This is a genomic window from Mesobacillus persicus (genome assembly GCF_900109925.1).
GTDB lineage: Bacteria > Bacillota > Bacilli > Bacillales > Cytobacillaceae > Mesobacillus_B > Mesobacillus_B persicus.
The window spans coordinates 14325-40765 of sequence record NZ_FOBW01000018.1; the positions used below are offsets into that span (position 1 = coordinate 14325).

The 26441-nt window shown below is 40.0% G+C and carries 26 protein-coding genes and 1 riboswitch; of the genes, 7 read left to right on the forward strand and 19 right to left on the reverse strand.

The window, feature by feature from the left end; all coding sequences use genetic code 11:
* The first annotated feature begins 92 nt into the window (after positions 1–92).
* Entirely contained in the window at positions 93–1346 is a 1254-nt protein-coding gene (locus BMX30_RS19565) for an MFS transporter (protein ID WP_090749490.1), read from the forward strand.
* Between the two features lie 153 nt (positions 1347–1499).
* Here the strand turns inward: BMX30_RS19565 and BMX30_RS24150 are convergent, their stop codons facing one another.
* The 6 genes from BMX30_RS24150 to BMX30_RS19590 form a co-directional block, all read right to left on the reverse strand.
* On the reverse strand, positions 1500–1625 hold the full coding sequence (locus tag BMX30_RS24150) for a hypothetical protein (RefSeq protein ID WP_280139993.1): 126 nt from the start codon (positions 1623–1625) through the stop codon (positions 1500–1502).
* A gap of 232 nt (positions 1626–1857) precedes the next feature.
* Complete coding sequence (locus BMX30_RS19570; RefSeq protein ID WP_090749492.1) at positions 1858–2331, reverse strand: flavodoxin domain-containing protein; 474 nt, start codon at positions 2329–2331, stop codon at positions 1858–1860.
* 1 nt (position 2332) lies between these two features.
* Positions 2333–3412 (reverse strand): ribonucleotide-diphosphate reductase subunit beta, encoded by a 1080-nt coding sequence (locus BMX30_RS19575; RefSeq protein WP_425283787.1) that lies wholly within the window; start codon positions 3410–3412, stop codon positions 2333–2335.
* Positions 3400–5673, reverse strand: coding sequence for a ribonucleoside-diphosphate reductase subunit alpha (locus BMX30_RS19580; protein ID WP_425283789.1), 2274 nt, complete (start codon positions 5671–5673; stop codon positions 3400–3402). The genes BMX30_RS19575 and BMX30_RS19580 overlap by 13 nt, the downstream gene beginning before the upstream one ends.
* Before the next feature lie 10 nt (positions 5674–5683).
* Positions 5684–6166: an acyl-CoA thioesterase gene (locus tag BMX30_RS19585; protein ID WP_090749496.1), complete on the reverse strand. Its 483-nt coding sequence runs from the start codon at positions 6164–6166 to the stop codon at positions 5684–5686.
* A gap of 253 nt (positions 6167–6419) precedes the next feature.
* Positions 6420–6597, reverse strand: a riboswitch (cobalamin riboswitch).
* 201 nt (positions 6598–6798) lie between these two features.
* Positions 6799–10089: an EAL domain-containing protein gene (locus BMX30_RS19590; RefSeq protein WP_090749497.1), complete on the reverse strand. Its 3291-nt coding sequence runs from the start codon at positions 10087–10089 to the stop codon at positions 6799–6801.
* Positions 10090–10419: 330 nt separating this feature from the next.
* Between BMX30_RS19590 and BMX30_RS19595 the strand changes: the two genes are divergently transcribed.
* On the forward strand, positions 10420–11508 hold the full coding sequence (locus BMX30_RS19595; protein WP_090749499.1) for a GIY-YIG nuclease family protein: 1089 nt from the start codon (positions 10420–10422) through the stop codon (positions 11506–11508).
* A 92-nt stretch (positions 11509–11600) separates the two neighbouring features.
* On the opposite strand, the gene BMX30_RS19600 is transcribed toward BMX30_RS19595, so the two are convergent.
* The 6 genes from BMX30_RS19600 to BMX30_RS19625 all read right to left on the reverse strand — a co-directional run bounded on the left by BMX30_RS19600 (position 11601) and on the right by BMX30_RS19625 (position 15414).
* On the reverse strand, positions 11601–12179 hold the full coding sequence (locus BMX30_RS19600; RefSeq protein ID WP_090749501.1) for a histidine phosphatase family protein: 579 nt from the start codon (positions 12177–12179) through the stop codon (positions 11601–11603).
* A 91-nt stretch (positions 12180–12270) separates the two neighbouring features.
* Positions 12271–12771: a GNAT family N-acetyltransferase gene (locus BMX30_RS19605; protein ID WP_090749592.1), complete on the reverse strand. Its 501-nt coding sequence runs from the start codon at positions 12769–12771 to the stop codon at positions 12271–12273.
* Between the two features lie 21 nt (positions 12772–12792).
* Positions 12793–13173 carry a VOC family protein gene (locus BMX30_RS19610; RefSeq protein ID WP_090749503.1) on the reverse strand — a complete coding sequence of 127 codons (381 nt, stop codon included), beginning with the start codon at positions 13171–13173 and terminating at the stop codon, positions 12793–12795.
* A 113-nt stretch (positions 13174–13286) separates the two neighbouring features.
* On the reverse strand, positions 13287–13619 hold the full coding sequence (locus tag BMX30_RS19615; RefSeq protein WP_090749505.1) for an HIT domain-containing protein: 333 nt from the start codon (positions 13617–13619) through the stop codon (positions 13287–13289).
* 55 nt (positions 13620–13674) lie between these two features.
* Positions 13675–14127: a GNAT family N-acetyltransferase gene (locus BMX30_RS19620; protein ID WP_090749507.1), complete on the reverse strand. Its 453-nt coding sequence runs from the start codon at positions 14125–14127 to the stop codon at positions 13675–13677.
* Positions 14128–14355: 228 nt separating this feature from the next.
* Entirely contained in the window at positions 14356–15414 is a 1059-nt protein-coding gene (locus BMX30_RS19625) for an LLM class flavin-dependent oxidoreductase (RefSeq protein ID WP_090749509.1), read from the reverse strand.
* Between the two features lie 158 nt (positions 15415–15572).
* Between BMX30_RS19625 and BMX30_RS19630 the strand changes: the two genes are divergently transcribed.
* The gene (locus BMX30_RS19630) at positions 15573–15938 is read left to right on the forward strand and encodes a winged helix-turn-helix transcriptional regulator (protein WP_090749511.1); all 366 of its coding nucleotides are present in this window, start codon (positions 15573–15575) and stop codon (positions 15936–15938) included.
* 66 nt (positions 15939–16004) lie between these two features.
* Here BMX30_RS19630 and BMX30_RS19635 read toward each other — a convergent pair whose 3' ends face one another.
* Positions 16005–16538: a GNAT family N-acetyltransferase gene (locus BMX30_RS19635; protein WP_090749513.1), complete on the reverse strand. Its 534-nt coding sequence runs from the start codon at positions 16536–16538 to the stop codon at positions 16005–16007.
* Between the two features lie 251 nt (positions 16539–16789).
* On the opposite strand from BMX30_RS19635, the gene BMX30_RS19640 reads away from it, so the two are divergent.
* Positions 16790–17869, forward strand: coding sequence for a GGDEF domain-containing protein (locus tag BMX30_RS19640; protein ID WP_170843950.1), 1080 nt, complete (start codon positions 16790–16792; stop codon positions 17867–17869).
* 239 nt (positions 17870–18108) lie between these two features.
* Here the strand turns inward: BMX30_RS19640 and BMX30_RS19645 are convergent, their stop codons facing one another.
* Both BMX30_RS19645 and asnA read right to left on the reverse strand, forming a co-directional pair.
* On the reverse strand, positions 18109–18963 hold the full coding sequence (locus tag BMX30_RS19645) for a DegV family protein (RefSeq protein ID WP_090749515.1): 855 nt from the start codon (positions 18961–18963) through the stop codon (positions 18109–18111).
* Between the two features lie 132 nt (positions 18964–19095).
* Positions 19096–20094, reverse strand: a complete 999-nt coding sequence (gene asnA / locus BMX30_RS19650) for an aspartate--ammonia ligase (RefSeq protein ID WP_090749596.1) — start codon at positions 20092–20094, stop codon at positions 19096–19098.
* Positions 20095–20326: 232 nt separating this feature from the next.
* On the opposite strand from asnA, the gene BMX30_RS19655 reads away from it, so the two are divergent.
* Complete coding sequence (locus BMX30_RS19655; protein WP_090749517.1) at positions 20327–20650, forward strand: hypothetical protein; 324 nt, start codon at positions 20327–20329, stop codon at positions 20648–20650.
* Between the two features lie 68 nt (positions 20651–20718).
* On the opposite strand, the gene BMX30_RS19660 is transcribed toward BMX30_RS19655, so the two are convergent.
* Positions 20719–20916: a hypothetical protein gene (locus BMX30_RS19660; RefSeq protein WP_090749519.1), complete on the reverse strand. Its 198-nt coding sequence runs from the start codon at positions 20914–20916 to the stop codon at positions 20719–20721.
* A 405-nt stretch (positions 20917–21321) separates the two neighbouring features.
* On the opposite strand from BMX30_RS19660, the gene BMX30_RS19665 reads away from it, so the two are divergent.
* Both BMX30_RS19665 and BMX30_RS19670 read left to right on the forward strand, forming a co-directional pair.
* The gene (locus BMX30_RS19665; RefSeq protein WP_090749521.1) at positions 21322–22347 is read left to right on the forward strand and encodes a phosphotriesterase family protein; all 1026 of its coding nucleotides are present in this window, start codon (positions 21322–21324) and stop codon (positions 22345–22347) included.
* Positions 22348–22580: 233 nt separating this feature from the next.
* Positions 22581–24254, forward strand: a complete 1674-nt coding sequence (locus BMX30_RS19670; protein WP_090749523.1) for a long-chain fatty acid--CoA ligase — start codon at positions 22581–22583, stop codon at positions 24252–24254.
* A 133-nt stretch (positions 24255–24387) separates the two neighbouring features.
* On the opposite strand, the gene BMX30_RS19675 is transcribed toward BMX30_RS19670, so the two are convergent.
* From BMX30_RS19675 to BMX30_RS19685, 3 genes are all read right to left on the reverse strand, one after another.
* Positions 24388–24681 carry a YciI family protein gene (locus BMX30_RS19675; RefSeq protein ID WP_090749525.1) on the reverse strand — a complete coding sequence of 98 codons (294 nt, stop codon included), beginning with the start codon at positions 24679–24681 and terminating at the stop codon, positions 24388–24390.
* Positions 24682–24921: 240 nt separating this feature from the next.
* Entirely contained in the window at positions 24922–25725 is an 804-nt protein-coding gene (locus BMX30_RS19680) for an alpha/beta fold hydrolase (RefSeq protein WP_170843951.1), read from the reverse strand.
* Between the two features lie 437 nt (positions 25726–26162).
* Positions 26163–26390: a hypothetical protein gene (locus tag BMX30_RS19685; protein ID WP_090749531.1), complete on the reverse strand. Its 228-nt coding sequence runs from the start codon at positions 26388–26390 to the stop codon at positions 26163–26165.
* Positions 26391–26441: the final 51 nt, after the last annotated feature.

Consider the following 26441-nt stretch of genomic DNA (forward strand, 5'->3'; position numbering starts at 1 on the left):
AAGGCTGCATGTCCCCTGATTCTAAAGTTTGTTACCAACAATATAATAATTTGAACGCAAGTATGTAAAGAAAATAATAGGTGGTGATTGGAGTGAAGCAACAAAGACCCTTTTCGTACCAGAAGGTTTTTGTTATCGGGAGTGGTTTCCTTGCCTTATCGCTTGCCTGGGCATTCTATAACGCCTATATGCCTCTAATTTTAGGAGACTTTATCGATAGTAGGGCTATTCGTGGTGCGATTATGGGGTTAGATAATCTCCTTGCTGTTCTTTTAATCCCTGTCATTGGTGCATGGTCAGATAAAATTGATACCCGAATCGGAAACAGACTACCCTTTATAGTCATCGGTATGCCGTTAGCTGCGTTTTCTTTTATTTTGCTCCCTTTTGCTTCCGTATCTACCTTCTGGATTCTCATATTTGTTGACATCATCTTTCTACTTGCCATGACCATCTACCGAGCACCGGTTATTGCACTCATGCCTGACCACACTCCACCAGAGAAACGCTCAACGGCAAACGGGATCATCAATCTTATGGGTGGAATCGGTGCCATCATTGCTTTATTTGGATTATCAACTCTATATGGAATCAACCGAACATACCCGTTTATCGTTGCAGGACTTTTGTTGCTGATTACCTTCATTTTACTCTTCTTCACAGTAGACCGAAAGCCACCCTATGCAGAAAAAGCAAAAGATGAGTTAGGGGAAGCTTTAGCATCAAATTCGTTTTTAGCCCTATTTAGACTACTGAAAATGAAAGAATTTCGTGGACACCTCTTCGTCTTAGTAGCTATTTTCCTGTATTTTATCGGATTTACTGGCGTAGAATCCCAATTTACAGTCTATGCGGTCGAACATTTGAACATGAAAGAAAGTACTGCTGGCTTCACGCTTGGATTTTTCAGTTTATCTTTCGTCCTGTTTGCCGTTCCAGCTGGAATTTTAGGAAGTAAATGGGGAAAAGCCCCCTCCATGCTGGTTGGATTAATCGTGCAGCCAATCATTTTTATCAGCATCCCTCTCATTCCTTTACTAGGGTCAATCGTTCCGGATATTAACCAGGTTTTACTTTTACAAGTCATGCTGTTCCTAGGTGGAATCGCTTGGGCGTTCATTAATGTTCAGGCTTATCCATTGGTGGCCGATTTAGGTGGCAAGAGCAAAATTGGCTTTTTCACAGGGCTCTATTATCTCTTCTCGATGGCCTCTGCCATCGTAGCACCAGGAATCCTCGGGCTCCTGATGGATTTGTTCACCCACTCCGCTCTCTTTTACGGTTCTGCCGTGACGTTCGTTGCAGCCTACTATTTTCTAAGAAAGGGACACCATTTGATCAAGTGAGGAAGCAAAGGGACGGTTCTCCTGCTTCCTCGCAATCCAAGCTAAACCATTCAATCAGCTAGCAATTCCCGAATCTGTCTAGCTAAACTAAAAAGACCGTCATATGACGATCTCCATTAGTGTCCTTACCTAATTAAGGACAAAATACTAATCTTATTTAGATTTCTTTTGTGACTGAAGTACTACTTTCTCTAGGCCAGCTTCCCCAGCAAATTCTGCTTCTCCTTTTGGTGGGACATTTTTGTTATTCTTCAAATGGGTATGATTCTTTTTAGCCATACTGTCACCCCCTTTTTATTTGGTTTACTCCTATATGGATGCCGCTCGGAGTTTTCCTCCAAGACGTTATATTACTGGCACCCCGAATTTAGTTTGCTATCTTTTTCGAGGCTTATGCTTTTGATCTTCCCCAATCATAACCCTAAGGACCAAAACGAAATAAGGGAAGCAGGATTCATTCCCTGCTCCCCTTAACTTCTAAGGTATAAACCTGCCACAGATTCTTCTTAACTCAATGTCTGCCAGCCAGTCCATTAGCGACGTGTTGAATCCGCTGTACTCGATTTACGATGGCCACCACTAACCTATGACAGCGATCCACATCCTGGTCCTGTGGAGTGAGCTCTACCTTCAAAATCGCAGCCAGATTCGTATGCACATAAAGCATATCTCGAAACAAATCAACCGCTCCACAATATCGAAGATAAAAGCTATCTCCTGTTCCAAAAATAGCGGTAACCAAACTCTTTCTCCCCAATAATTCAAACGCTTGATAAAGCCCTCGCATTTCCGTCGGGATTTCTCCGTTTCCCCAAGTGTAAGTACCAACCGCTATCGCATCGAACTGATTTAAATCCAAGAGCGGGAAATCTTCAATTTTATACAAAGTGACCTCAACTGAATGGGCAAGAAATAGTTCAAATAGCTCTTCTGCTAATTCCTTCGTATTTCCTGTGATTGACGCATAAACAATTGCAACTTTCATTTTACAATTCATCAAATCCATTGGACTGCGAAACTTTCGTATACGTTCTTGATTTTTGTTCGAAGAAATCGGATTTTGTCTCGTTCATCATTTCATCACCAAATACTTGAATCCACGGCATAGGGTTCGTTCTTTCTTCATAAAGATTCTTCAAGCCAAGCTGGCGTAATCGTTTATTCGCCAAGTATTCGACATACCCTTCGAACTCAACTAAATCAATACCCTCTATATCCGTTAAAATGTAATGGGCCCACTCTTTTTCTAACATCACAGCCTGACCAATAGCTTCATAAATATACTGAATGTTTTCTTCCGTATGAAGGCCAGGGTTTTCCGTTAAAAGAATCCGAATAAACTGTGAGATAAAATAGGCGTGCTGCATTTCATCTCGTTGAATATAGCTGATCATCGTGCTTGTTTTCAGCATTTTTTGTTGACGAGCTAAATGATAGAAAAACGCAAACCCTGCATAAAAATAGATTCCTTCCAAATTTATCGAATTCACAGCTAATTTTAATAACGACTGGGGCATCGGCTCTTGTCTAAACTCTTCATAGGCATCTAGTATAAGTTGATTGCGCTTCCTGACGATGGGATCATTTTTCGCTTCATTAAACCGTGCATTTTGTTCTCCAATTGGAACAAGAGAACTTAAAATATACGAATACGATTCATTATGGACGGCTTCTTGCTGGGAAATCACCGCAAAAATTGCTTTAAAACTTGAGTCTGTGACATAATCCATAACTTGACTCATTGTCGGTGTTTGCAAGCTGTCCAAACATGCAAGCTGCGTATTAATCCGTAGGAAAACGTCTTTTTCAATCGCACTTAGAGAGTCCCATTGTTTAATATCATCCTGCATATTAATCTCTTGTGCTTTCCAAAAGTTTGCCAGCAAGGTTTGATACATATCGTACATCTGTGGATAAGCGATATCATTCCAATTCAACAAACCTGAGGATTTGCCATTGATGATCCCAGTTGATTTATTTGGATCATCTGGATTTAACAGTTTAATTTTAGTTAATTTATGATCCATTCTATCCTTCTCCCCTCTTCTGTCCACTAACTTTGACATGCTTCACATGCCTCCATCTCAGTTTGAGAAGTACTTCTAACGTAATAAGTCGTTTTCAAACCCTTTCGCCAGGCTTCCATATGAAACTGTAATAACTCTTTTGCCTTAATATCGTGACGAACATAAAGGTTAAAACTAATCGACTGATCAACATGGCGCTGGCGTGCCGCGTTTTGGCGGATACTCCAATGCTGGTCCAACATATGCCTCGTTCGGCGATAATAGTTGTAGGTATGATGGTCCAAATCCGGTGCGGTCACTTTAAATTTAAAATTTTTCTTTTCCTCCGCATATTCAACAGCATACAAAGGATCAATTCCATCTGTTGAACCACCAATTTTAGCAGTTGAAGAGTTCGGGGCAACCGCCATCATCCAGCCATTACGGACTCCATACTTCGAAACATCCTTCCGCAAATCCTTCCACCTATCATCGTGATACTGCTTGCGCTCAAAGTACTCACCCGTTTGCCACTCAGAACCTGAGAACTCACTGTAAGCCCCTTTTTCCTTTGCTAATTCCATTGACGAACGAATCGTAAAATAAGCTATATCCTCATATAGTTGATCCGCATAGGAAACCGCTTCTTCTGATTCCCAATAGATCCCCTTTAAAGCAAGGAGATGATGCCAGCCAAAGGTACCCAAGCCTACGGCCCGATATTTTTTATTCGTGACGTCGGCTTGTCCGACCGAAATCGTCTGCTGATCAATGACATTATCGAGCATTCGCATCTGAATCGGGATCAACTTATCTAACACATTCTCTCGCACAGCTCTCGGTAGATTAATAGACGACAAATTACAGACAACAAAATCACCTGGTTTCCGAACGATGACAATGTTTCCATCCTCATCCTTATATTCCTTTACAATCGTCGTAGCGGACATGTTCTGGGTAATTTCCGTACATAAATTGCTGCAATAAATCGATGTTCGGCCCGTTCCTTTTTTATGCTTGTTCGCATTTTGGCGGTTGACTTCATCCCGATAAAACATATAAGGAGTCCCTGTTTCCAATTGAGAAATCATGATCCTTGCCATAATATCCATCGCCCGATACGTTTTTCGTGGTAGAAGCGGGTGGTTTACGGCCTCTTCGTATTTTTCGGAAAAGAACTTTCCATTTTTCTCATCATAGAAGTCTTCTAGACCAAGAGAAGTTCCACTTTCATCCGTCCATCCCATCACTTGCTTTACTTGATGAGGACAAAAAGTATGCCATTCTCCAATACTCCGTCCCTGTTCATCTGTTTCATTTAATTTCTCCATAAACAGGTCAGGAATTGACACACCGGTAAAAAGATCATGTGCCTTGCGCCTTTCGTCGCCATTGTTTGTTTTTAAATCTAAAAAACCATTCATGATATCCTTATGAAAAACATCTAAATAAACAGCGATCGCTCCTTGTCGTTGGCCAAGCTGGTCAACACTCACGGCAGTATCATTAATTAAACGAATCCAAGGGACAACACCGGAAGAATTCCCTTTGAACTTCTTGATATCTGAACCTAACGCACGTACTTTTCCTAAGTAAATTCCTAGGCCCCCACCGTCTTTACTTAATCTAGCAATATCCCAATTATTTAAATAAATTCCGTCTAGCGAATCATCGACCGTATCAATAAAACAAGAGGACAACTGGCCATAGCTTTTCCCAGCATTCGCGAGCGTTGGAGTCGCGACGGTCATATATAAGTTACTCATCGCCCAGTAGGCATCTTTTACAAGCTGTAGGCGTTGTCCGCGTTCCTCCTTTTTCATTAACGTCATCGCAATGATCATAAACCGCTCCTGAGGTAACTCGTAAACATTGCCTTCGTAATCTTTCGCCAAGTACCGATCCGCTAATAAAAACAACCCTATGTATTGGAATAACTCGTCTCGTTCAGGAACAATTACGACACCCAATTGTTCAATTTCTTCTTTAGAATATTCACTAAGTAGATCCTCAGAGTAGATTCCTATCCTAGTTAATTCTGTAATCAGAGCATAAAAATCTCCATATTTACTTTCCTGCGAAAATCCGCGGTTAACAGAAGCCTTCCGGTAAAGTTCATGTACATATAGTTTTGCCGCAAGAAACGTCCAGTTTGGATCCGCCATTGAAACTTGATTCAAAGCATAATGAAGAGCTGCTTCATTTTGCGACAATCCCTCTAGTCGTGCTACTTTTTCAATCATTTGCGCTGTGTCTAGATTATATTTTTCAGAAGCTATAGTAATTGTTTCGATAACCGAATTTAATTCTAAATGAATCATTCTACTCATATCAAATCTCCTCTGAAAACTCGTTTATTTTTAAGCGCCGTTCTTTTCTTCTTTGGGCATTTTGAAAGAGCTTCTTTTCTTCTTCTGTTTCTGGGGTTACACCATAAACAGGGGTAGGCTTCCCTTCCTTATTAACTGCAACCATTGTTAAAATCGCTGTTGTCGTCACGGTTTTTTTTCCTGTTTCGATATTTTGACAATCGACTTTTACATACACTTCCATTGACGTTCTCCCCGTCGAGATCACGACACCTTCCAAATTTAAGATATCGCCCACTTTTGCCGAAGATAAAAAATTGACCGTGTCGATGGATGCCGTAACAACGGCTTGTTTACTATGTTTCATCGCTGTTATCGCGGCTATTTCATCAATGTATGATAGAACCGTTCCTCCAAATATAGTTCCCATGTGATTCGTATTCGGTGGTAATACTAGCTTTGTTTGGTTTGTTCTAGAAATACTAGCTGGCAATTGTTCAGGCATTTCCATTCCCCATTTCCATTAATTTCTGTTGGTTACACAATCTTCAAGAGCGAATCAAGCCGCTTGAGGATAACGTTAGCATACCCCCTTTTGGGTGAAGCTAGATGCGTAATTCCTCTTCAACATAAAAAAACCCATCAAGAAAGATGGGTTTAATAAAAACGTAGAATAATCTAGTGAAAAACAGGTAGCATGGGCGCATCACTGCCTTCATAAGAAGACCCTCGTTTTACCTTCCCAACTCCCGAAGAAGATAATACGTGTAAAAATGGCAGGTCTCCTGACTTATGCTTCATCCTACTCTAAGCCCTTCCCGTCCAAAGACAGTGGATTTGCTTATTTAGTCAGCATTTACAGTTGCGGGTACAGTTCTGGATTTTCACCAGATTCCCTATTAGGTCTTTTCAGACACCATTATTATCGGTAGTTATCTATATTTAGTATTAAAAATTAAAAACCAATACCATATATTGTATTAACAACTATAATATACTAAATTATCTTTGACAAGCCCCTTTATCGAATTTTAGCAAAAAAAGACCTCCGATAAAACTTCTTCGGAGGCCTTTTGCTATTTTTTCATTCGTATAATAGGAACTAGACACCGAGATAGATAGGTCCACGGACCTTGGTTAGGAAGCAGGAGAACCGTCCCCAACTGGTAATCTAATCTGTGAGGTGGTTCCTTCGTTTTCTTTGCTATGGAAGGTGAGGGATCCGTTATGTTGTCTGATGATCCTAAAGCATAGCATTAAACCTAAGCCGGTCCCTTTTTCCTTGTTACTATAGAAAGGTTCTCCTAGTCTTTTTAAACGTTCTTGACTGATTCCAATTCCGTTATCGACGACATTAATGAGTAATTGACCTTTGTCGGTTTGAACGGTAATCTTTATTAACCCTTTTCGGTTTGGATCCATAGCCTCAATACTGTTTTTACATAGATTGATTAACACTTGTTTGATTTGATTTGCGTCACACATAATCGACGGGATTTCTGAGTTTATATCAAGGAAAAGTTCGACACCATTAAGAGAGGCTTCCGATTTTATTAAGGTTACTACCTCTTGCAAAAGAATGGGAATGTTCACTTGATTCAAGTGAATTTCTTGCGGTTTTGCAATCGAGAGAAATTCCTTAATAATACCTTCAATCCGATTGAATTCTGAAAGAATGATGTCAAAGTATTCTTCTTTTATCATTCCTTGTTGAAACAATTGAATAAACCCTTTAATCGCGGTAATCGGATTTCGGATTTCATGTGCAACCCCAGCAGCCAATTCGCCCACTAAAGAGAGTTTCTCAGAATTCGATAATAGCTCTTCTGCTCTTCTTTTCTCGGTAATGTCCTTCCCGACCGCCATGATATGTTCCACTTTTCCATTTTCACCAATGACTGGCGTTGCGGTACATTCAAATAATCTCCATTCACCATTTGCATGCAATAGGCGAACTTCCACTTTGGCTGTAGAAGCCTTTTTAATGACATCTGCAAATTGCCTCGTGACGATGGAAGTATCTTCAGGATGAACGAGGTTTAATGTGCTCGAGCCTTCAAAGTATTCAGGAGCATAACCTAGGACAGTTTTATGGGAGGGGGAAGCATAAACGCCTTGACCTTGTTTATCGAATAAAATAACTAAGTCACTCATATTTTCTGCGATTAAACGATATTTATTTTCACTTTCAGCTAATGCTTTTTCCGTCTGTTTTCGTTCTGTAATATCAATACACGAAGCAATGACCTCGACTACCTTTCCCCCTCGTTTAATCGGGCTTAAGGCTGCAAAATAGAGGATACCATTCAACTCTTCTTCATAGGTTACGTGCTCTTCTCCATTCCAGGCTCTTTCATAATAAACCAGCTTTTCTTTCGCTGTCTCCTCAGGAAGGAACTCGCTTAACTGTTTGCCAACCACTTGGCTAGGAACAAGACCAATCCGATACAGTAATTCACCATCACATAATGTATGGATAAATTGATCATTCACTTTTTTGTATTTATAAATCATCCCTTGTTGCAGGCGAACCGTTTCATCTAATTCCTTACGAGCTAATCGGAGTAACTCTTCCGCCCGCATTCGTTCATTTACATCTTGAGAGAGACCAAAATCCCTCACCACATCTTGAATTTCGAGCAAAGCTTCTTCTAATTCATTCGCTTGTATCGGTTTTGAAAAAAAGAAGCCTTGGCCCTCGTCACAAAGATGCTGCTGTAGAAAAATGAGTTGTTCTTTCGTCTGAATTCCTTCGGCCACAACATTCAAATTAAGGTTATGAGCCATTGAAATAATGGTTTTCACAATCGTTTTATCTTCCTCGTTCGTTTGCATTCTTTCGACAAATGACCGGTCAATTTTTAACGTATCCACCGGGAACTTCTGTAAGAAATTCAAAGAACTATAGCCTGTTCCAAAATCATCAATACTAATCCGCACACCCAGACTTTTAAGATTTTCTAACGCCGTAAAAGTACGTTCGTTATCACCTGCCATATTCTCAGAAATTTCCAATTCTAAATACTGAGGTTCTAACTTGGTTTCTAAAAGGATCCGGGCAACCGTTTCATCCAAATTGGATTGAGTAAATTGCCTTGGTGATAGATTGACTGATACCGTTGTGGTAAACCCTTTTTGTTGCCACCTTTTATTTTGCTGACAAGCCGTATAGAGGACCCACTCCCCAATTGGTATAATTAATCCTGTCTCTTCCGCAATCGTAATAAAAGTTCCAGGTGATACCAACCCTAGCTCAGGATGTTCCCAACGGATTAATGCTTCTACCCCTACGATTTTTCCACTATGTAAACTCACTTTCGGTTGATAGTGAAGGATTAACTCATCCTTGCGAATCGCCTGATGAAGGTCCATCCCTAATTTCAAAGGGTTGAAATTTGGGTCCTCTTCATTCAGAGAGTAAAATTTAAAATGATTTTTCCCTGCCTTTTTTGCTTGGTACATCGCAAAATCGGCATGTTTAATTAGCGATTCAACCGTATCTCCATCCTCAGGAAACAAGCTGATGCCAATGCTAACGGAAGTGAAGATATCATAACTTTTAATCATAAAAGGGCTGGCAAGTGCTTCGAGGATTCGCTTACACACTGTTGAAGCTACCTGTCGATCCGCATCTGTTAAAATGACAATGAACTCATCTCCGTACTCTCTGAAAATGCTATCCATATCCTCTAAGGAAGATTTCACCCTTTGCGCTACTTCTTTTAAAAGCTGATCTCCTGTATCGTAACCAAGTGTATTATTAATCACTTTAAACCGGTCAAGGTCCATAAATAATACAGCCATCTTTTGTTTCTTTTCACGCGCCGTCATTAATTCACTTGATAAACTCGCTTTTAACTGGTTATCAATCAGGAAAGGGGTTATTTTATCGTTCAACTCCCAATTTTCGGTGTCATCTTTTGGAGGGTTGGTCTCTGAAACTAGCGAATCAAACGGGGCTTCTTCATATGCAGAGAGCCCTTCCTCAAACTTTTTAAGTTGTTTTTGCAATCTGAATGTCTCGTTTTTATGTTCGGTGATGTCGTAAACAGAACCAGTTATCCCGACCACTTCACCTGCATTATCCAAAATCGGATGGGCGTGATTTTGTAACCACTTTGTCTCCCCATTTGATTGAACAATTCTGTATTCTAGAGTTGTTACAACCCCTAATTCATTCTGATTCATTGAGTTCACAAACATCAACTGATCCTCAGAATGCACTAATTCAAACCATAGATTAGGAAACTCTTTAAACTCTTCTTGTGTATGTCCATAAATAGCGGCAATTCCTTTTGAAACCCATACTATATCGTTCCGTAGATCTCTATACCAAATCATCAATTCAGGGGTATCCAATAGATTTTGCACGATTTCATTTGAGCCTTTATTTTCATCAAAAAGGGTAGCAATAGACTTCAAGTTCATTTAAAAATTCCCTCTCTTTATAGCAGAAATAAGCTAGTAAGGCATTCATCCTAAGATCAAATCCCGAGGCCACTCTGCATTCTATCCTTTAATCCTACGTTTTCTATTATTATACTATTTTTGCTAGGCAAAAAGAAGCAGCTCTCCAGCTTCTTCCTTTAGGATTCATCCTGTTTTTATTCTACGGTAAACGGGAATTGCTTAAGAATCTCTCTACCTTAAAACTACTATGTGCTTTCCTATTCCCATCATTCTACAGCAACAGGCGCTTTCTTATTCTGTTATAGTAATAGTTTGAGGTACAAATGATGTGAACCGGGGGGATTTTCTATGGATATTAAGGAAAAAGGAAAAAGTCTTCCTTTGTCTCCTGGTGTTTACTTAATGAAAGATACTCTTGGAAATACAATCTATGTAGGGAAGGCCAAAAACCTCAAACAAAGGGTCCGCTCTTATTTTCAAGACTCGAAAAATCATTCACAAAAAGTTCAAAAACTCGTCAAAAATATAAATGATTTTGAAGTCATAGAAACAGATACGGAATTTGAGGCTTTTCTCTTAGAATGTAAATTGATTCAAGATATTAAGCCCTTTTTTAACTCGAGAATGAAAAGCCCGCAAACCTATCCGTACATTGTTATACGGAAAGAAAGAGGTCGTCACGACATTGAAATTACCCAGGAACCTCAACCATTTGATGATACAGATTCCTTAACTTTTGGACCTTATACGAGTAAAAATGCCGTAGAAAAAGCGCTTCAGGCAATTAAGGAACATTATCGAATCGATTGTAGCAATCCTTCTAACAGGAAATCTGCATGTCTAAACTATTCCATAGGTACATGCATGGGAATCTGTCTTGGTGAACCGGCAAGGGAGCAATACGAAGCCGTAATTGACAAGATCATTCATCTGTTAAATGGGAGAGATAGTAGCATTCTTATGGAAATGAAGAGAAAGATGAACCTTGCTTCTGAAAGTTTCGATTTCGAAACTGCCGCAAAGTATAAGGAAAATATAGACGCCATTCATTTCTTGCTAGATCGTAAAAAGGTCATTACCTTTGCAACGAATCCAAAGAATATGGTGGTAATTGAATTGCTAGATGATAACAACATCAAACTCTTCTTAATCCGAGGCAATAAGGTGCTATTTTCTGAAAAACACTCCCGATTGGAACCCAAGCAGCTAACATCAATCATTAGCATAAAGGTTTTATCCCTTTTTAAAAAGAACGAAGTAACACGATCCAAACAAATGAACCAGACGGAAATGGACCAAGCGAGAATCATATACAGCTACCTAAAAAGCAACCATAGTCGCTACCTTATGATTCCACAAATCTGGCTTAAATCGGGTAATGAAGGAAAATTAGCAGAAGCCGTTGAAAACTGGCTTACTGAAGGGCAGTTCTTGTAACAAGTGTTTCACTAATAAATGTCTGCCCTCCCGAAGGCTAGTTCTTCCTACCAAATACACAAATCAGAAGCAGGAGAACCGTCCCCATGCTTCTATGTCAGATGTTTCGTACAGTTATACAAGGAGCATTCCCAGTTGCCTTCGTTATGTTTTAGGATGGTAAGCGAGGTATTATCGATATAGGTTTTTTGAAATCTTTGAGGCAAGACTTGTTGCAGTGTTAGCCCAATCAACGCACCGTGACTAACAACTAGCACTCGTTTACCGTTATAAGTTTGTACGATTTCCGCTAAAAACTCTAACCCTCGATTGGACACGTCTTCAAACGTTTCCATACCAAGGTTTAGCTCCCGCCAATTCCTTCCCCATTTTGTAATTCTTTCTTCCTCAGTGGTGCCCTCAATCTTTCCACAGTCAATCTCCCGAATCCTTTTATCATAAAGATTTATAGGGAAATTCACTTTACTTCCGATAATCTTTGCCGTTTCCATTGCCCTAGACAAATCACTTGAAATCATCACGTCCCACTTTTCATCTTGTAACAGCCTCCCCGCAACTTCTAAAGCTTGCCTTCTTCCTTGATCGTTTAAAGGAATATCCGAAATTCCTTGAGCTTTGCCTAGCGCATTCCATTCCGTTAACCCGTGTCGAATGAGTCCAATTGTCGTCACTTTTCCGCTCCTTTCTTACACAAATCTTGTTTACATAATAAAATTATTGTTGATAATCTCCTTTAAAATAGAACAATCTTAGAAAACCAGCCTACAAAAGCTTCCCCATATAATATTCATCATAAAATTCCCCATCAATAATCAACGACTTTCTTTTGATTCCCTCTATCTCAAACCCCATTTTTTGATAAAGTCCTATTCCACCTTTGTTCTCGGTGACGACGGTTAATTCCAAACGATGAATGCCATGCTCAACGGCCCAGTGATCCAGACACCTAAACAATTGGGTTCCTACTCCATGACCTCTGTGTTCTTTTAAAATTCCAACCACAAGATAAGCAGAATGTCGGTTCCTTCTTGCGTTACCAGCAAAGACCATTAGATAACCGACTAAATTCTTCTGGTCATCTATGGCTACTAGAATCGTAGAGTTCTCTTTTAGTAGGAGATCCTCAATCATTTTTCGTTGTTGTTCCGGTTGAATGCTTCTTTCTCCTGCCTCCCAAAGCATAAAATCCGCACTTCCCTCTACCTGCTGTACCAGTCGAGAAAATTTTTCTGAGTCTGAAGGAGTTATTTCCCTAACAATCATCATCCCTCGTTCCCCTCTAATCTATATGTTTTTATATATTTCAATTAAAGTCCCATTCGGGTCTCTGAAATGGGCCACTCGTATTCCCCAATCTTCCCGATTATGCGGTTCTGTCACAAAATTTATTTTCAATTTTAACCGTTTATATACCTCATCTACGTCGTCTACCGCAAAAATCAAGACCACTTCATTAAGCATCGCTTGCGTAATCCCAGTCTGTACCTTTAAATCCGCAAGCATTTCAGATTTATTAAATAGGGCAAGCAGCGTCTCCCCAACCTTAAACTGAGCATACTGACTTGTTTCATTGCCCCAAGTACATTCAAAATTTAAAACCTCTTTATAAAAACGGAAACATTCCTCGTAGTTATCAACTAACAATCTAGTATGTGTCAGCCTCAATCTTTTCTCCCCCTATCACCCTCTAGCAAAAAGGTTCAACTTGTTAACAGGTTTTCTACTATGTATATGATACTTTTTTTATCAGCAAATGAAATCAACCATCATCGAATACCTTAATCCCTAATTCGTTCTCCATACACAATGTGCCAATGCAAATGTTTGGATTCTTGATATTCACCTAGGTTGGTCATGATCTTACAAGCGCCATATTCCTCTGTTACCTGGGCCGCTACTTTCCTTATTATTGATAAAAGCTCATGTAAGATTGGGGTATCTTCATCAGATACATCAACAAAGGATAGAATGTGTTTTTTCGGAATTGCAACAATATGAACCTCATAAAAAGGTCTAGTATGATAATAAGCCAACACATTTTCCGTCTCTATTACCTTATTAACTGGCGTTTTCCCATTTAAAACTTGATCACAGTAAAAGTCATTTGACATGAAATCTCCTCCTCCTATTCTGCTACTTTTTCAATCATCGATGAATTCCATATCATTATAAATCCATAGCCAACCGAATCATATCCCTGCACATAATCCCATTTTCAACAATCTCTTCAGGGTAATGCCGAACAAAAAAATCGATATCCACGCCAACCATACGAAAACCGCATTTTTGGTAAAGCGCTAATTGTCCGATACTCGAATTTCCAGTACCAATTTCGACGGTTTTGTACCCACTCCCTTTTGCCGCTTCAATCGCATGAAGGATTAACTTCTTGCCTATCCCTTTCCCCTGCTGGGATCCTGCCACAGAAATGTTCACCAGCTCTACCGTTTTCGGTCTTGTGGGAAGAAGAACATACACACCAATGATTTCCTCATCGATTTCGGCAACATAACATTCTCCCCGTCCTAAATAGTCCTCTACCAATTTCTCAGAAGGATCCGCTACCAACAATAACTCCATCGGAGGTTTTTCATTTTCACTAACTTTTCTAATGTTCATTTTCTCCCTCTCATACTCTTTTGAAGAATCTACAACGCATCAATTCAGTCATTTTTTAGAATCATAAAACAATCCCAGTATTCTGATTATTTTAACATAAAATACCATTAAATTAGATGACAAAACAAAATCCTTAATAGGAAAAACAAGAAAAATAAAACCGCTCAGCGTGATTCTGAGCGGTTCTGTCGTTATTTTATCCACGAAATACCTTTGAAGTTCACTCCACTACTTTTTAGCCGTGTACTTTTTAATCGCTGGCAAAATTTCCGTTCCAATCAGCTCAATGTTTTTCTGCAAGCGTTCAAATGGAACACCACCAAAATCGATTTGAGCAATATAGCGCTGATGACCAAAGACTTCATGCTGATAAAGAATTTTTTCAATGATTTCCTGAGGACTTCCGATATTCATCACATTATGTGGGTCGGCACCCTGAGCAAAGGCCTGTTCAGGAAACCCACGGCCATTCGTTTTTTTCATGCCTTCATTAATATGAGGGTACATCTCTTTAATCGCTTGCTGCGATGTTTCCGCTGCATAGAAAAATCCAGCTGTTGCCAATGGTAGTTCCGCTGGGTCGAAGCCTCCTTGCCGAGCGGCTTGACGATAGGCATCTACCGTTTGTTTAAAGGCAGACACAGGTCCCCCTAAATGAGCCATAAACATTGGAACCCCAGCATAGCCCGCTTTAATAGCACTTCCTGGTGACCCTCCAACCGCTCGCCAAATTGGCATCGAGCCATTTTGTGGCCGTGGAAGAACCTCAGCATTCCTTAATGGCGCACGAAATTGCCCTTCCCAATTGACGGTTTTTTCTTCGTTTATCTTCAACAACAGCTCAAACTTTTCTTCATATAACTCTTCATAATTCCGAACATCGTAGCCTAATAACTCAAAAAGCCCGATTCTTGATGCCCGACCAGCCACAATCTCAGCACGACCTCCCGAAATTAAATCAATCGTCGCAAAATCCTCATACACCCGGACCGGATCGGACGTACTAATGATCGTCGATGAACTCGCAATCTTAATTTTATCAGTCGCTTGGGCAATCGCCGAGAGAACCACCGTATGAGCTTGAGTCGCGAAATAATCCTGATGGCTTTCTCCTACGCTGAAAAAGTCAATCCCTGCCTGGTCAGCAAGCTTTGCATATTCAATGATTTCTTTGATCCGTTCCTGTGCGGAAATTCGGTCTCCCGTTAGCGGATTTGGCAAGTGGTCACCAAGCGTATAAATCCCAAACTCCAACCCTTTACTAGCATCAATCCGATACTTTTCCATCTATCTATCACCTCTATTATGTTTTAAACCAATATCTGCAACTGAAACTCTTTTTACTTTAAAGTTCATGATGTTATTATAGGAGATAGAAGAACAGAATATAAGTACGCACTTAAGAGTGGTATAGTATCTTAAAAGATACTTAGGGAGGACAATAGATGGAAAAGAAACCGGAACTTTGCCAAGTAGAAGATGCCTTAGGAATTTTAGTCGGGAAATGGAAACCGATTATTTTATTATATTTATTGCAGCAAGGAACCAAACGATTTAGTGAATTAAAGCGCAGCTTGCCTGGTATCACTCAAAAGATGTTAACAAAACAATTACGCGAACTAGAAGATGAAGACATCATTGAACGCGTCGTCTACCCACAAGTTCCACCAAAGGTTGAATACTCCATCACCGAATACGGGAGAACCTTAGAACCCATCTTAGAAGCGATGCACGAATGGGGAAAAAGTCATACGGCTCATAAACGCAAAAAAAGCCAACAACAATTGACCGAGATAAACAAGCTGTCGTAATGACAGCTTGTTGTTTTTAGAAAATTTCTCAATACATTTAGATAAGTATTTTATCAATGACTCCTTCTATTGTTCCCACTCTTCACGAAGTAACCCCATTCGAATCGAGTCATAATATTCCCCGTTATAGTAACGGACTTTTCGTATTCTTCCTTCCATTGTCATTCCAAGCTTTTCCCCCACTTTGATCATTCTGATATTTCCAGACCATGTAGTATACCCTACTCGCACCAAAGGCATAGTTGTAAACAAGTGATCAATCCAAAGACGAAGCACCTTTGTTCCATAGCCACCACTCCAATACCTCGGATCATAAATGCCAATTCCCATTTCAAGCCATTTTGAAGGCTCGTGCTCCCAATAATAACTAACGGTACCAATGACCTCTCCATCCACCTCAATCAGCCATTGGTCATCTTGATGTATGATCGTATCTTTTCTACTTATGTACTCATCGTATGAAATAGCTTTATGATCGAAGTATGGAGCGTCCCATTTTTTCCACTCCGGCTTGGTTTCTTTGTACATTAATTCCCACAATCTTGGTAAATCCGTTTCAATAATAGGTCTGATCCTCACTTCGTTATCTTGATAGAACACTTATTCTTCCTCCTACATCTAGAAACACCACCCCTACATCATGTCATTAAAGCTAGGTAAGAATCAAAGATTTTATATCAGAGGGACGGTTCTTCTGCTTCCTAACCCCTTTTATACACCCTGTGTACATACATCAATTATAAAAGAAGGCATTTTTGTGAAATGATGCAGAAGAACCGTCCCCTTGCTTCCACTTTGGACCAACATGAAGTAAAATAGGATATTGAGTTTTTATTATAGGAGATCTTTTAATGCACATCATCTTTGATTCGTTTTTAGAAAACATGACATTGATTATTGCGTTTATGTTTTTGGCTCTTAAACTGAAAGAATATTCAACCATCAAGCTGAAGAATCATGCTTCTATTGTTTGGCTTGCAGCACTCGCTCTCAGCCTTTTGTCATTGTTTATCATGCATCATCCGCTGGAGTATGAGGGGATACGTTTAGATTTGCGGGGTGTACCGCTGTTTTTTATCTCTTATCTAGCTGGTTGGAAGTATGGACTATTCTCCATTATCCTTCCGATTTGGTACCGTTACGATCTTGGTGGGCCTACCGTCATAGAAGGGATCTTCCACAGTATCTTAATCCCTTTTATAATTGGAGCGCTTTTCCATAGAAGAGAGGCCTTTAATCCTCCGCACACTATCATTGATATTAAACATATGATGGTCGCATTTATGTTTTATCAGGTCGCTAGATTAGCTCTTATTCTATGGATACTCCCAGTTCCCTTTCCTATTGCAACAACAAGGATTATTTTTGAGTCTGTTGCCGTTCTTTGCATTGGACTCATGCAAAACGATTCAAACCGAAATTTCTTAACCAAAAAAGAATTAGAATTTCAGTCAAGGCATGATACCATGACCAATTTATATAACCTCCGACACTTTCGAAGCAAGGTCGAGCAACTTATTAATAAAAAGAAACCATTTGTTATTGCGATGGTCGATGTCGACTATTTCAAAAATTACAATGATACGCATGGACATCCAGCAGGTGATGTAGTTCTACGAACATTGGGTCAGCTACTTAATCATAGCGTGCGTGAAGAAGACGTATTTGCAAGATACGGAGGCGAGGAATTCATTATCTGTTTTTCTCATGTAAATAATGTTGAAACAGCCGCTCGTATTGCCGAACGTTTTAGGCAAAATGTAGAAGAATATAAATTTTACCGAGAAGAAACACAACCAACCGGAAATCTAACCATCTCCATCGGCTTAAGTGGACCTTCGTATAACAAAGGACTAGATGAATTAATTGATGAAGCAGACCAAGCATTATACAAAGCAAAAAGGACAGGGCGAAACTGTGTAGAAACATAGGGACGGTTCTTTTGCTTCCAATCTAACAGGAGCCCTTATCTCTCATTAAAATTGCGTGACCTATTTTTGTTTTATCAACAGTCCGAAATGACATCCCAATGTCTAAAAGTACTATAGGTTACATTAAACAAGGCTCTTTTCGTAAAGTTTGTTGTTAAAATCCTAAAATAAAGATAAAAAAACTCCGCAGAAAGTGAACTTCTCTCTGCGGAGTTTTTATCTTTAACTCGAGAATATTTCTATCTCTCTAAACCTGCAATCCCAAAACCACCAGGGCCAGCATGGGTCGAAATCATTGCGCCAGCTTGAATCCATTTCACATCGTTAAAACCATTGTCTTTTGCAAGTTCAGCCATCCGCTGTTTGATGCTTTCATCAAGTCCAATGGAGTAGATGAAAAATATTTGTTGATCCCGATCAATTTCATAATCACTCAAATAGTCTTGCAAAAGTTTCTCTGTCACTCCACGCATATTCCCACGATATTTCTTCGTTGAAACAAGTTTGCCTTCAATTAATTCAATACGCGGCTTTATTTTTAACAAAGCCCCTCCGAGATACGCAACATTACTGACACGCCCACCCGCTCGCAAAAATTCCAAGCTTCCGGGAACGAAGGCGAGCCTTGATTTCGGAACAATCGCTTCAACTTTCTCAACCAGTTGAACCGGTTCAATTGTAGGTTCCTTTTCTAATAAATTTACTGCATACATCACAACTGCCGCTAATCCACCAGTCACATTCAAAGCATCGACAAGATATACATCTTCCATATCCTCACATGCGACAACCGCACACTGGAAAGAAGCAGAGGCTCTCGACGTATACCCAATATGGATAATCACGCAATCAGGGAAATCCGCTTTGATCTTCGTGAAAAACTCATAATATTCATGGGAGTTTGTTGCCGAAGTAGAGGGTATCTTTTTCGTCCGATTATAATAGTCGTAGATATCTGTTACAGGTAATGATCCATCTAAATAATCTTGCCCCTCCATAATGACGTGCATCGGGACGACTTGAACTTGGTGTTTGTCTGCTAAATCTACTGGTAAATCTGCTCCACTCTCTGTTGTTAAAATAATTTTAGGCATAATATCCTCCACTCCATCTAAAAAGCCAATCCTGTTTGTTCCGCTTGATGATGTACACCCTTAACTATACAGAAAAGAGGAGGACAATTATATACAGAACCTCACATCCTCCACATCAAACTAGTGTTTATTTTAGAGAAGGGAAATATTCGCATTTTTACATTCCTCAATAATCTCGTCATTCCATACAGAAACTTGAACTTCCCCAATATGAGCCTTCTGGAGCAAGAACATACAAACTCGTGACTGACCAATTCCCCCACCAATGGTATAAGGCAATTCGCCGTTTAACACGGCTTGATGATACTCTAATTTAACGCGATCTTCACAATCTGACGCTTTTAGCTGACGCAGAAGTGCTTTTTCATCTACTCGAATTCCCATCGAGGATAACTCTAGTGCGCGACCTAATGTTGGATACCAAACAACGATGTCTCCGTTTAGAGTCCAATCATCATAATCCGGGGAACGACCGTCATGCGCTTCTCCAGAACGTAACCTGTCACCAATCTGCATTATAAAAACAGCCCCATACTTCTTACAAATTTCATCTTCTCTTTCCTTTGGTGTCAATGATGGATAGAGCGTCTCGAGTTCCTGGGTTGTAACGAAGGAAATAGATTTTGGTAAAATCGGCTGTAAGAACGGATACAGCTCATGTACGGATTGTTCAGTGGAAGTTAATGCCTTGTATATTTTTTCAACTTCTATTTTTAACGTCGCGATGGTCCGTTGTTGTTTTGTAATGACCTTCTCCCAGTCCCACTGATCGACAAACATTGAATGTAGATTATCGAGGACTTCATCCCTTCTGATTGCTTTCATGTCCGTGTAAAGCCCGGTCCCCGTTTTAAACCCGTACTTAGCAAGTGCGATCCTTTTCCATTTAGCGAGTGATTGAACAATTTCTAAGTTCCCGCATTTCACATCTGATGCATCGAAAGAAACTACCCTTTCAACCCCATTTAAGTTGTCGTTCACGCCGGTTCTCTCTTTAACAAATAACGGTGCGGAAACACGAATAATTTGCAATTCTTCCGCTAACTTTCTTTCAAAATTGGCCTTAATTTGATGGATGGCCATTTCTGTTTCCAATCGATCTAACTTCGATTTATATGCTGTAGGAAGCATTGATTTGGACACACGTTCACCCCATTACTTTAAATGATTGAATAATGTAATTTATGGTCAACGGACCAAATTGGTTATTACCTTTTCATGTATATTCATTCAAACGCCTGATTATTAAGGGACGGTTCTTATGCTTCCTTTTCCAAAAGGAAGCATAAGAACCCCCCCTGTAATAATTCCAGTCTTGTCCCATAAAATGAAGTAATGAAAATTTATTCAGGAGGGGTTTGAAATGGGAAGAATGTATCATTTGGATCATGGATATATCACGATACCTGAGGCAAACAACATTGTGAAACGAACGCTTGGCATCGTTAAGAAAGACGATAAGACGTATTATTTTAAGATCTTAAGATTTGCGAAGAAAGGCTGGTTTGGTGGGAAAATGCACGGGAAAAGAATGTTTCAGGTACGAAGAAAAGACATCGTTCAATATGCCGAGGAACTTCTTGAGGCTCAGAGATATAATCTATTTAATTTTCATCTCGCAACCGAGTTAACTGAAGTCAGGCAGCTCAGCAAATCAATGGAACTTGTTCAAGTTCAGCAAAATTGAAGCAGGGAACCGTTCCCTTAGCATGTGACAAAGCGACTGTCACGGCAACAGTCGCTTTTCCTCATTATTTATTGTTTCTCGTTCTTCTCTGATAGAAGTTGATCTAATTTCTCCTCCACCCGTTTTAACCGGTTGTTTCTTTTCTTAACAATCAAAAAGACAACAAGAATCACCAACGGAATAAACAGTAAGCTAATAAACATCATTAATTGAAAAATAATATCCCCGGTATGAAGTGCCCCTTGCGCTGCTCCTAATAGATACAAAAAACATCTCTCCCATATAGAAGCAGAGGGACGGTTCTATTGCTTCCATCCCCCCACTTAAGTTATGTAATCAGTGATAATAATAACATGGAAGCAGAAGAACCGTCCCCTTGCTACCATGAAAAATTTAACATTTCTGTAATTGACAGAAGATGGAGAGGGCTGTTACTATTACTATCAGATAATTCATAATATTAGCGAAAATAATAATGCCTTTGAATTAAAAAAAGGTTGCCCTTGCAATCCCATTTTCAACTCCATTATTGAAAGCGTTATCATAAAAAATACATAATTTTACAACCTCTTCAATAATGAGTGCTGTTATGAATTATCTATTATTCTACTACGAACTTAGCTGAAATCTGTAAGCCACCACATGATCTAAATATGAAAGGAGATTATTACATGGTAATGATTAATACGGTTACAGGACAAGTTAATTCTTCAGAATTGGGTTTAACATTGATTCATGAGCATATGCGTGTGCGCTCTGAGTCTGTATTTGTCCAATTCCCCCATTTATATGATGAAGAGAAAGAATTTGCGAAAGCAGTAGCGCAAGTGAACAAGGTTAAAGCTCTTGGTGTGAAAACGATTTGCGACCCAACAGTGATGGAGCTTGGCCGTGACATCCGTTTTATTGAACGAGTCTCTCGTGAAACGGGAGTGCAAATCATTGCCGCAACTGGAATCTACTCCTACCATTACATCCCGCCTCATTTTCAAAATCGTGATATTGACTATATGGCTGATCTATTTGTCCATGATATTGAAGTTGGCATCCAAAACACTTCGATTAAGGCAGGCTTTTTAAAATGCGCTGCAGATGCGCAGGGAATCACACCTGATGTTGAAAAAGTCATTCGCGCTGCAGCCCGTGCGCATAAGAAAACCGGAGTTCCAATTATGACTCATTCCCACCCCGGGGCAGGAACAGGCTTAAATCAGCTTGAAATCCTCACAGAAGAAGGCGTTGATCCAAGCAGAATTCTCATCGGTCACACCGGTGATACCGACAATATGGAATATATCCTAAGAGTCCTAGAATACGGATCTTTTATTGGTATGGACCGTTATGGCCTAACAAGTGAGTGTTCAACGGAAAACCGAAACACAACCGTGATTGAACTTGCGAAAAAAGGATATGCTGACCGCATGTTCTTATCCCAAGACCATTGTTGCTCAATCGATTGGTACCCTGAGGAAGTTCCAGGACTCATGTTCCCAAAATGGACAATGAGTTTTGTATTAGAAGAAATCATTCCAGAGTTAAGAACTAGCGGGGTCACAGAGGAACAAATCAACCTAATGATGGTGGAGAACGCCCGCCATTGGTTCGAAGGAAACAACCAATCAACCAATCTCTCCAACACCAAAATCGGGGGCGTGGAGTTTGGTATACCAAGTAGAAAGCAGCACGAAAGCAACTAGGCTATAAAGCTATCAGAAATGGCGACGATTTAACACGTCATTTTTGATAGCAATTTTTTTAGAGTTAGCACTTCCCTAAAACGAAATTTAACAACTAGCCTTCCTTCTTTATAATTAATTGACTTAATTTAACGCACAGTGGAATATTATGGTATCAACGAACTATCTATAATTGTAAGCGATTACATCTATTTGTTATAATCTCTTAATCTCTATAATGGTGGTGTTACTTTATGTTTACAAGACATTTTGAGTATTGGCCAAAGCGGTTGCCGAAATCGTTACCTATTCCTGAAACAACGATTTACGACAATTTAGAGACAACTACAAAACGGTATCCGAATAAAACAGCGATCGTCTTTTATGGCACGGAAATCACTTATAAACAGCTCGATACCGAAGTAACGAAGCTCGCTGGGTACTTGCAGAAGGAACTTGGTGTTTCCAAAGGGGATCGAGTTGTACTCTACATGCAAAATTCTCCTCAGTACATCATTAGCTTTTACGCGATTTTACGAGCGGATGCTGTCGTGGTCCCGATTAATCCGATGAATGTAAAAGACGAAGTCGCGTTTTATTTATCGGATTGTGACGCAAAAGTTGCACTGGCGGGTCAAGAGTTAATCGCTGAAATTGAACCATGTCTTGAGAATACACCACTTACCAACATTGTCGTTGCCGCCTATTCGGACTATGCGCAAAAGGAAGTGGATTATTCGGTCCCTCCTGCGGTTGCAGCTGCTAAAGAAACCTTTGCCTCAACAAGCATCATTGACTGGAATGATGCGTTATCAGCAGGCGTCGAGCCGAGCCCAAGCCAAGCGAAGTCCGACGATTTATGTTGTTTGCCATATACATCCGGAACAACAGGGAAACCAAAAGGCTGCATGCATACACATAAAACCTTACAGGCTACGCTTTTAGGCGGAATTGTTTGGGCACATTCTTCCCCTGCTGATATTGGCTTGTCCACATTACCGCTATATCATGTAACCGGTCTACAGCATAACATGAATGGACCAATTTACTTAGGAGCTACCATGGTGGTGATGACCCGCTGGGATCGCGATGTGGCCTTAACCTTAATCGAACGTTATGGGGTAACAAGGTGGACGAATATTTCGACGATGGTGGTTGATTTCTTGGCGAATCCTAAATTAAAAAAGGAGGCCATTTCATCTCTCAAAATGATTGGCGGCGGCGGTGCTCCCCTTCCTGAAGCTGTTGGCGAGAAGCTTTTTGATCTAACAGGACTCCGGTATGTCGAAGGATATGGATTAACTGAAACGATGTCACAAATCCACCAAAACCCGCTTGAGCGAGCAAAGCTTCAGTGCTTAGGGATGCCCCAATTCGATGTCGATGCAAGAATCGTCGACCCGGTTACCTTAAAAGAGCTAGGTCCAAATGAAGAAGGCGAAATCATTTGCACTGGAGAACAAGTTTTCAAAGGATATTGGAACCGACCTGATGAAACCAGAGGTGCCTTTGTTACCTTAGATGGAAAGGAATTTTTCAGAACAGGCGACATTGCCCGCTATGATGTGGAAGGTTATTTCTTCTTAGTCGATCGCGTCAAGCGAATGATCAATGCCTCTGGCTTCAAAGTATGGCCAGCCGAAGTCGAAATGACCTTGTATAAACATCCATCCGTTCAGAATGCCTGTGTTATCGGGGTACCGGATGAAAGACGCGGAGAAACTGTAAAAGCATTTATCGTCCTAAACGACCAAGGCAAAGGAACATCCGAAGAGGAAATTATAGCTTGGTCAAAAGAACATATGGCAGCTTACAAAATCCCAAGAATCGTCCAATTCCTAGACGCACTCCCAGTATCAGGAAGCGGCAAAATCCTCTGGCGAAAGCTCCAAGAACAAGGGGACGGTTCTTCTGCTTCCTTGACTTAACAAAACACTGAATTATTGCGCTTCACCTCTTGCCTTATCATAAAAAGAAAAGCATTGCTTCTCGTGGAGCAATGCTTTTCTTTTTATGTACAATTTTATAATCAGATAGATAAACTGAACCTGCCATTTTAACTTACATGAAAATAGGAGGCACCCTGATAGGCTTTATGTCTATCTCCCTCCATACATCTCCAACAACATAAGGTTCATCTTTTAGCCATTGATCCAACTCTGCTCTAGATGGATAGTCCACAACCATCATAGAACCAATCATTTTTCCTTCTTCATCAAGAATCGCTCCAGCATATAAATGCCGTCCAGCTTTCACGTTTTCTTCCACTCCTTTTACATGTTCCTCCCTTACTGCTATTCTTCTTTCCAAAGCTTTTTCATCTGTGCCGTCATAAGCCATAATCATGAATTGCATACTAGTATCCTCCCTATGTATTAATCTAATTACTATACACAATTATTCAACATAAATGATCAAACTCCTACCTGGCAATTCTAGGTTGTTTCTGTTGCTACCTTTTAGGAGCGAAGAACCGTCACCAACAATAAAAGCCGCCCGAAGGCAGCTAAGGTTTTGACCAAATTTAGAGTTAGGTACGTATTTTCAGATGGTAGACCTCCAATTCTAGACATTTATATAACCGTTTGGTCTGTACTAGGCAGAAAACACATTCGACGATTTCATAACATCTTCTAGTAAAAAGTCCAGTACGACAGTATTGAATTCTTCTGCCTTTTCGATTTTTCCTACATGCCCCGCTTTTTTTATCATATGTAGCTTTGAGTTCGGGATTAGCTTATGCATCTGCTTTTGACAGAAGGTAGGCAAGATTTTATCGTTTTGACAAGCAATGATTAAAGTTGGAACATCAATCTTTTTCAGTGTTTCTCGGTAATCGATTTTGAGAGTGGCCTTCCAGGCTGGAAGAAAACCGTCTAGATGCTCCGACCAAGCTGGGATGACTTTTTGAACCGTTTCATCGCTATGATCATACAAGCAACTCAATGTCGCTTTCGATGTATACTGATTATACGTCATATTTTGATAGCGCTTTTCTCTTATGAATAATAAAAGTTTTTCAAGCCAGTTTGGTACATAAGAAATTGAGCTTGCGAGAATGAAAGACTTAACTTTTTCAGGATGAATTTGATAAATCTCTTGGGATACGATTCCGCCCATTGATAAACCGCAGATATGGGCCTCTTTTATCCCTAAGTGATCCAGCAATCCTACAACATCCTTTGCAAATACATTGATGGTAATTTCCTCTCCCTCTGGACACTCCGTTTTCCCAAAGCCCCGTAAATCCGGGATAATTAAATCGAAATGCTCTGCTAACTCATGTTGAAACTTCCACCCTTCTTTTCGTTCGCCCAAACCATGAATAAGTACAAGTGGCTCCCCACTTCCCAATCGGTCATAGTGGAGATTGATCCCATTAACAAATGCCTGATACAAACAACCGCCTCCCTCGAATGAACTAGTTATCTATACCTACCATATAACATAGTATAAAAGTTTCATAGCAGGTATTCATAATTTTCGCAAATCAAGCAAGGGGACGGTTCTTATGCTTCCTAAAGTTCATCAAGCCAATGGTGTCCTCCAGGGAATTGCATTTTTAAAGAAAGATTTAGCCATTCCTTTTTCTTTGGGTAATAGGGAAGGGAGAAAGATTTGAAATTCTTAGAAATCCTTCTCTCGATGATCCCCTATATAAAGAAGTTGGACTTCAGGTTTTAAATAGGGAATACCATCACTAGTTCTTAGAAAGATTGGGTTGTTCGCCCGTTTATGTTCAAGTTCACTTTTATTATAAAATTCAAACAAACACAAAGAAAAGGACCTTATTGGTGGTCCCTTCAGCCCATTTCATGATCATCAATCATAACGCACTAGATTCGTTGTTCCACTTCTCTCCTTAGTACTTCAATCATCTCATCCGATAAATTCGCCGGCAGAGAGGTCTCTTTCTCAAAAATCCAACTATTCACCAATTCTAAATCTGCTTTTTTAAAGGTAATGCTATATCTTTTAGCATCATAAGCAAAATCAGCTGTTACGAATTCTTCCCCGTCAAATCCATCATCAATAATCATTTCTTTAATTTCATATGGGTTCATGATATCGCTCCTTCTAACCGTTATGTATATAGCGTCTTCTAGATGCCTTTG

Excerpts from the sequence above, each read along its gene's own strand:
- BMX30_RS19665 (WP_090749521.1), top strand. The coding sequence starts at position 21,322 with ATGGTAATGATTAATACGGTTACAGGACAAGTTAATTCTTCAGAATTG.
- BMX30_RS19570 (WP_090749492.1), bottom strand. The coding sequence starts at position 2,331 with ATGAAAGTTGCAATTGTTTATGCGTCAATCACAGGAAATACGAAGGAA.
- asnA (WP_090749596.1), bottom strand. The coding sequence starts at position 20,094 with ATGCTTCCTACAGCATATAAATCGAAGTTAGATCGATTGGAAACAGAA.
- BMX30_RS19675 (WP_090749525.1), bottom strand. The coding sequence starts at position 24,681 with ATGCAATTCATGATTATGGCTTATGACGGCACAGATGAAAAAGCTTTG.
- BMX30_RS19615 (WP_090749505.1), bottom strand. The coding sequence starts at position 13,619 with ATGTCAAATGACTTTTACTGTGATCAAGTTTTAAATGGGAAAACGCCA.
- BMX30_RS19590 (WP_090749497.1), bottom strand. The coding sequence starts at position 10,089 with ATGAACTTGAAGTCTATTGCTACCCTTTTTGATGAAAATAAAGGCTCA.
- BMX30_RS19630 (WP_090749511.1), top strand. The coding sequence starts at position 15,573 with ATGGAAAAGAAACCGGAACTTTGCCAAGTAGAAGATGCCTTAGGAATT.
- BMX30_RS19640 (WP_170843950.1), top strand. The coding sequence starts at position 16,790 with ATGCACATCATCTTTGATTCGTTTTTAGAAAACATGACATTGATTATT.
- BMX30_RS19585 (WP_090749496.1), bottom strand. The coding sequence starts at position 6,166 with ATGCCTGAACAATTGCCAGCTAGTATTTCTAGAACAAACCAAACAAAG.
- BMX30_RS19685 (WP_090749531.1), bottom strand. The coding sequence starts at position 26,390 with ATGAACCCATATGAAATTAAAGAAATGATTATTGATGATGGATTTGAC.
- BMX30_RS19645 (WP_090749515.1), bottom strand. The coding sequence starts at position 18,963 with ATGCCTAAAATTATTTTAACAACAGAGAGTGGAGCAGATTTACCAGTA.
- BMX30_RS19595 (WP_090749499.1), top strand. The coding sequence starts at position 10,420 with ATGGATATTAAGGAAAAAGGAAAAAGTCTTCCTTTGTCTCCTGGTGTT.
- BMX30_RS19670 (WP_090749523.1), top strand. The coding sequence starts at position 22,581 with ATGTTTACAAGACATTTTGAGTATTGGCCAAAGCGGTTGCCGAAATCG.
- BMX30_RS19580 (WP_425283789.1), bottom strand. The coding sequence starts at position 5,673 with ATGATTCATTTAGAATTAAATTCGGTTATCGAAACAATTACTATAGCT.
- BMX30_RS19605 (WP_090749592.1), bottom strand. The coding sequence starts at position 12,771 with ATGATTGTTAGGGAAATAACTCCTTCAGACTCAGAAAAATTTTCTCGA.
- BMX30_RS19625 (WP_090749509.1), bottom strand. The coding sequence starts at position 15,414 with ATGGAAAAGTATCGGATTGATGCTAGTAAAGGGTTGGAGTTTGGGATT.
- BMX30_RS19620 (WP_090749507.1), bottom strand. The coding sequence starts at position 14,127 with ATGAACATTAGAAAAGTTAGTGAAAATGAAAAACCTCCGATGGAGTTA.
- BMX30_RS19575 (WP_425283787.1), bottom strand. The coding sequence starts at position 3,412 with ATGTCAAAGTTAGTGGACAGAAGAGGGGAGAAGGATAGAATGGATCAT.
- BMX30_RS19655 (WP_090749517.1), top strand. The coding sequence starts at position 20,327 with ATGGGAAGAATGTATCATTTGGATCATGGATATATCACGATACCTGAG.
- BMX30_RS24150 (WP_280139993.1), bottom strand. The coding sequence starts at position 1,625 with ATGGCTAAAAAGAATCATACCCATTTGAAGAATAACAAAAATGTCCCA.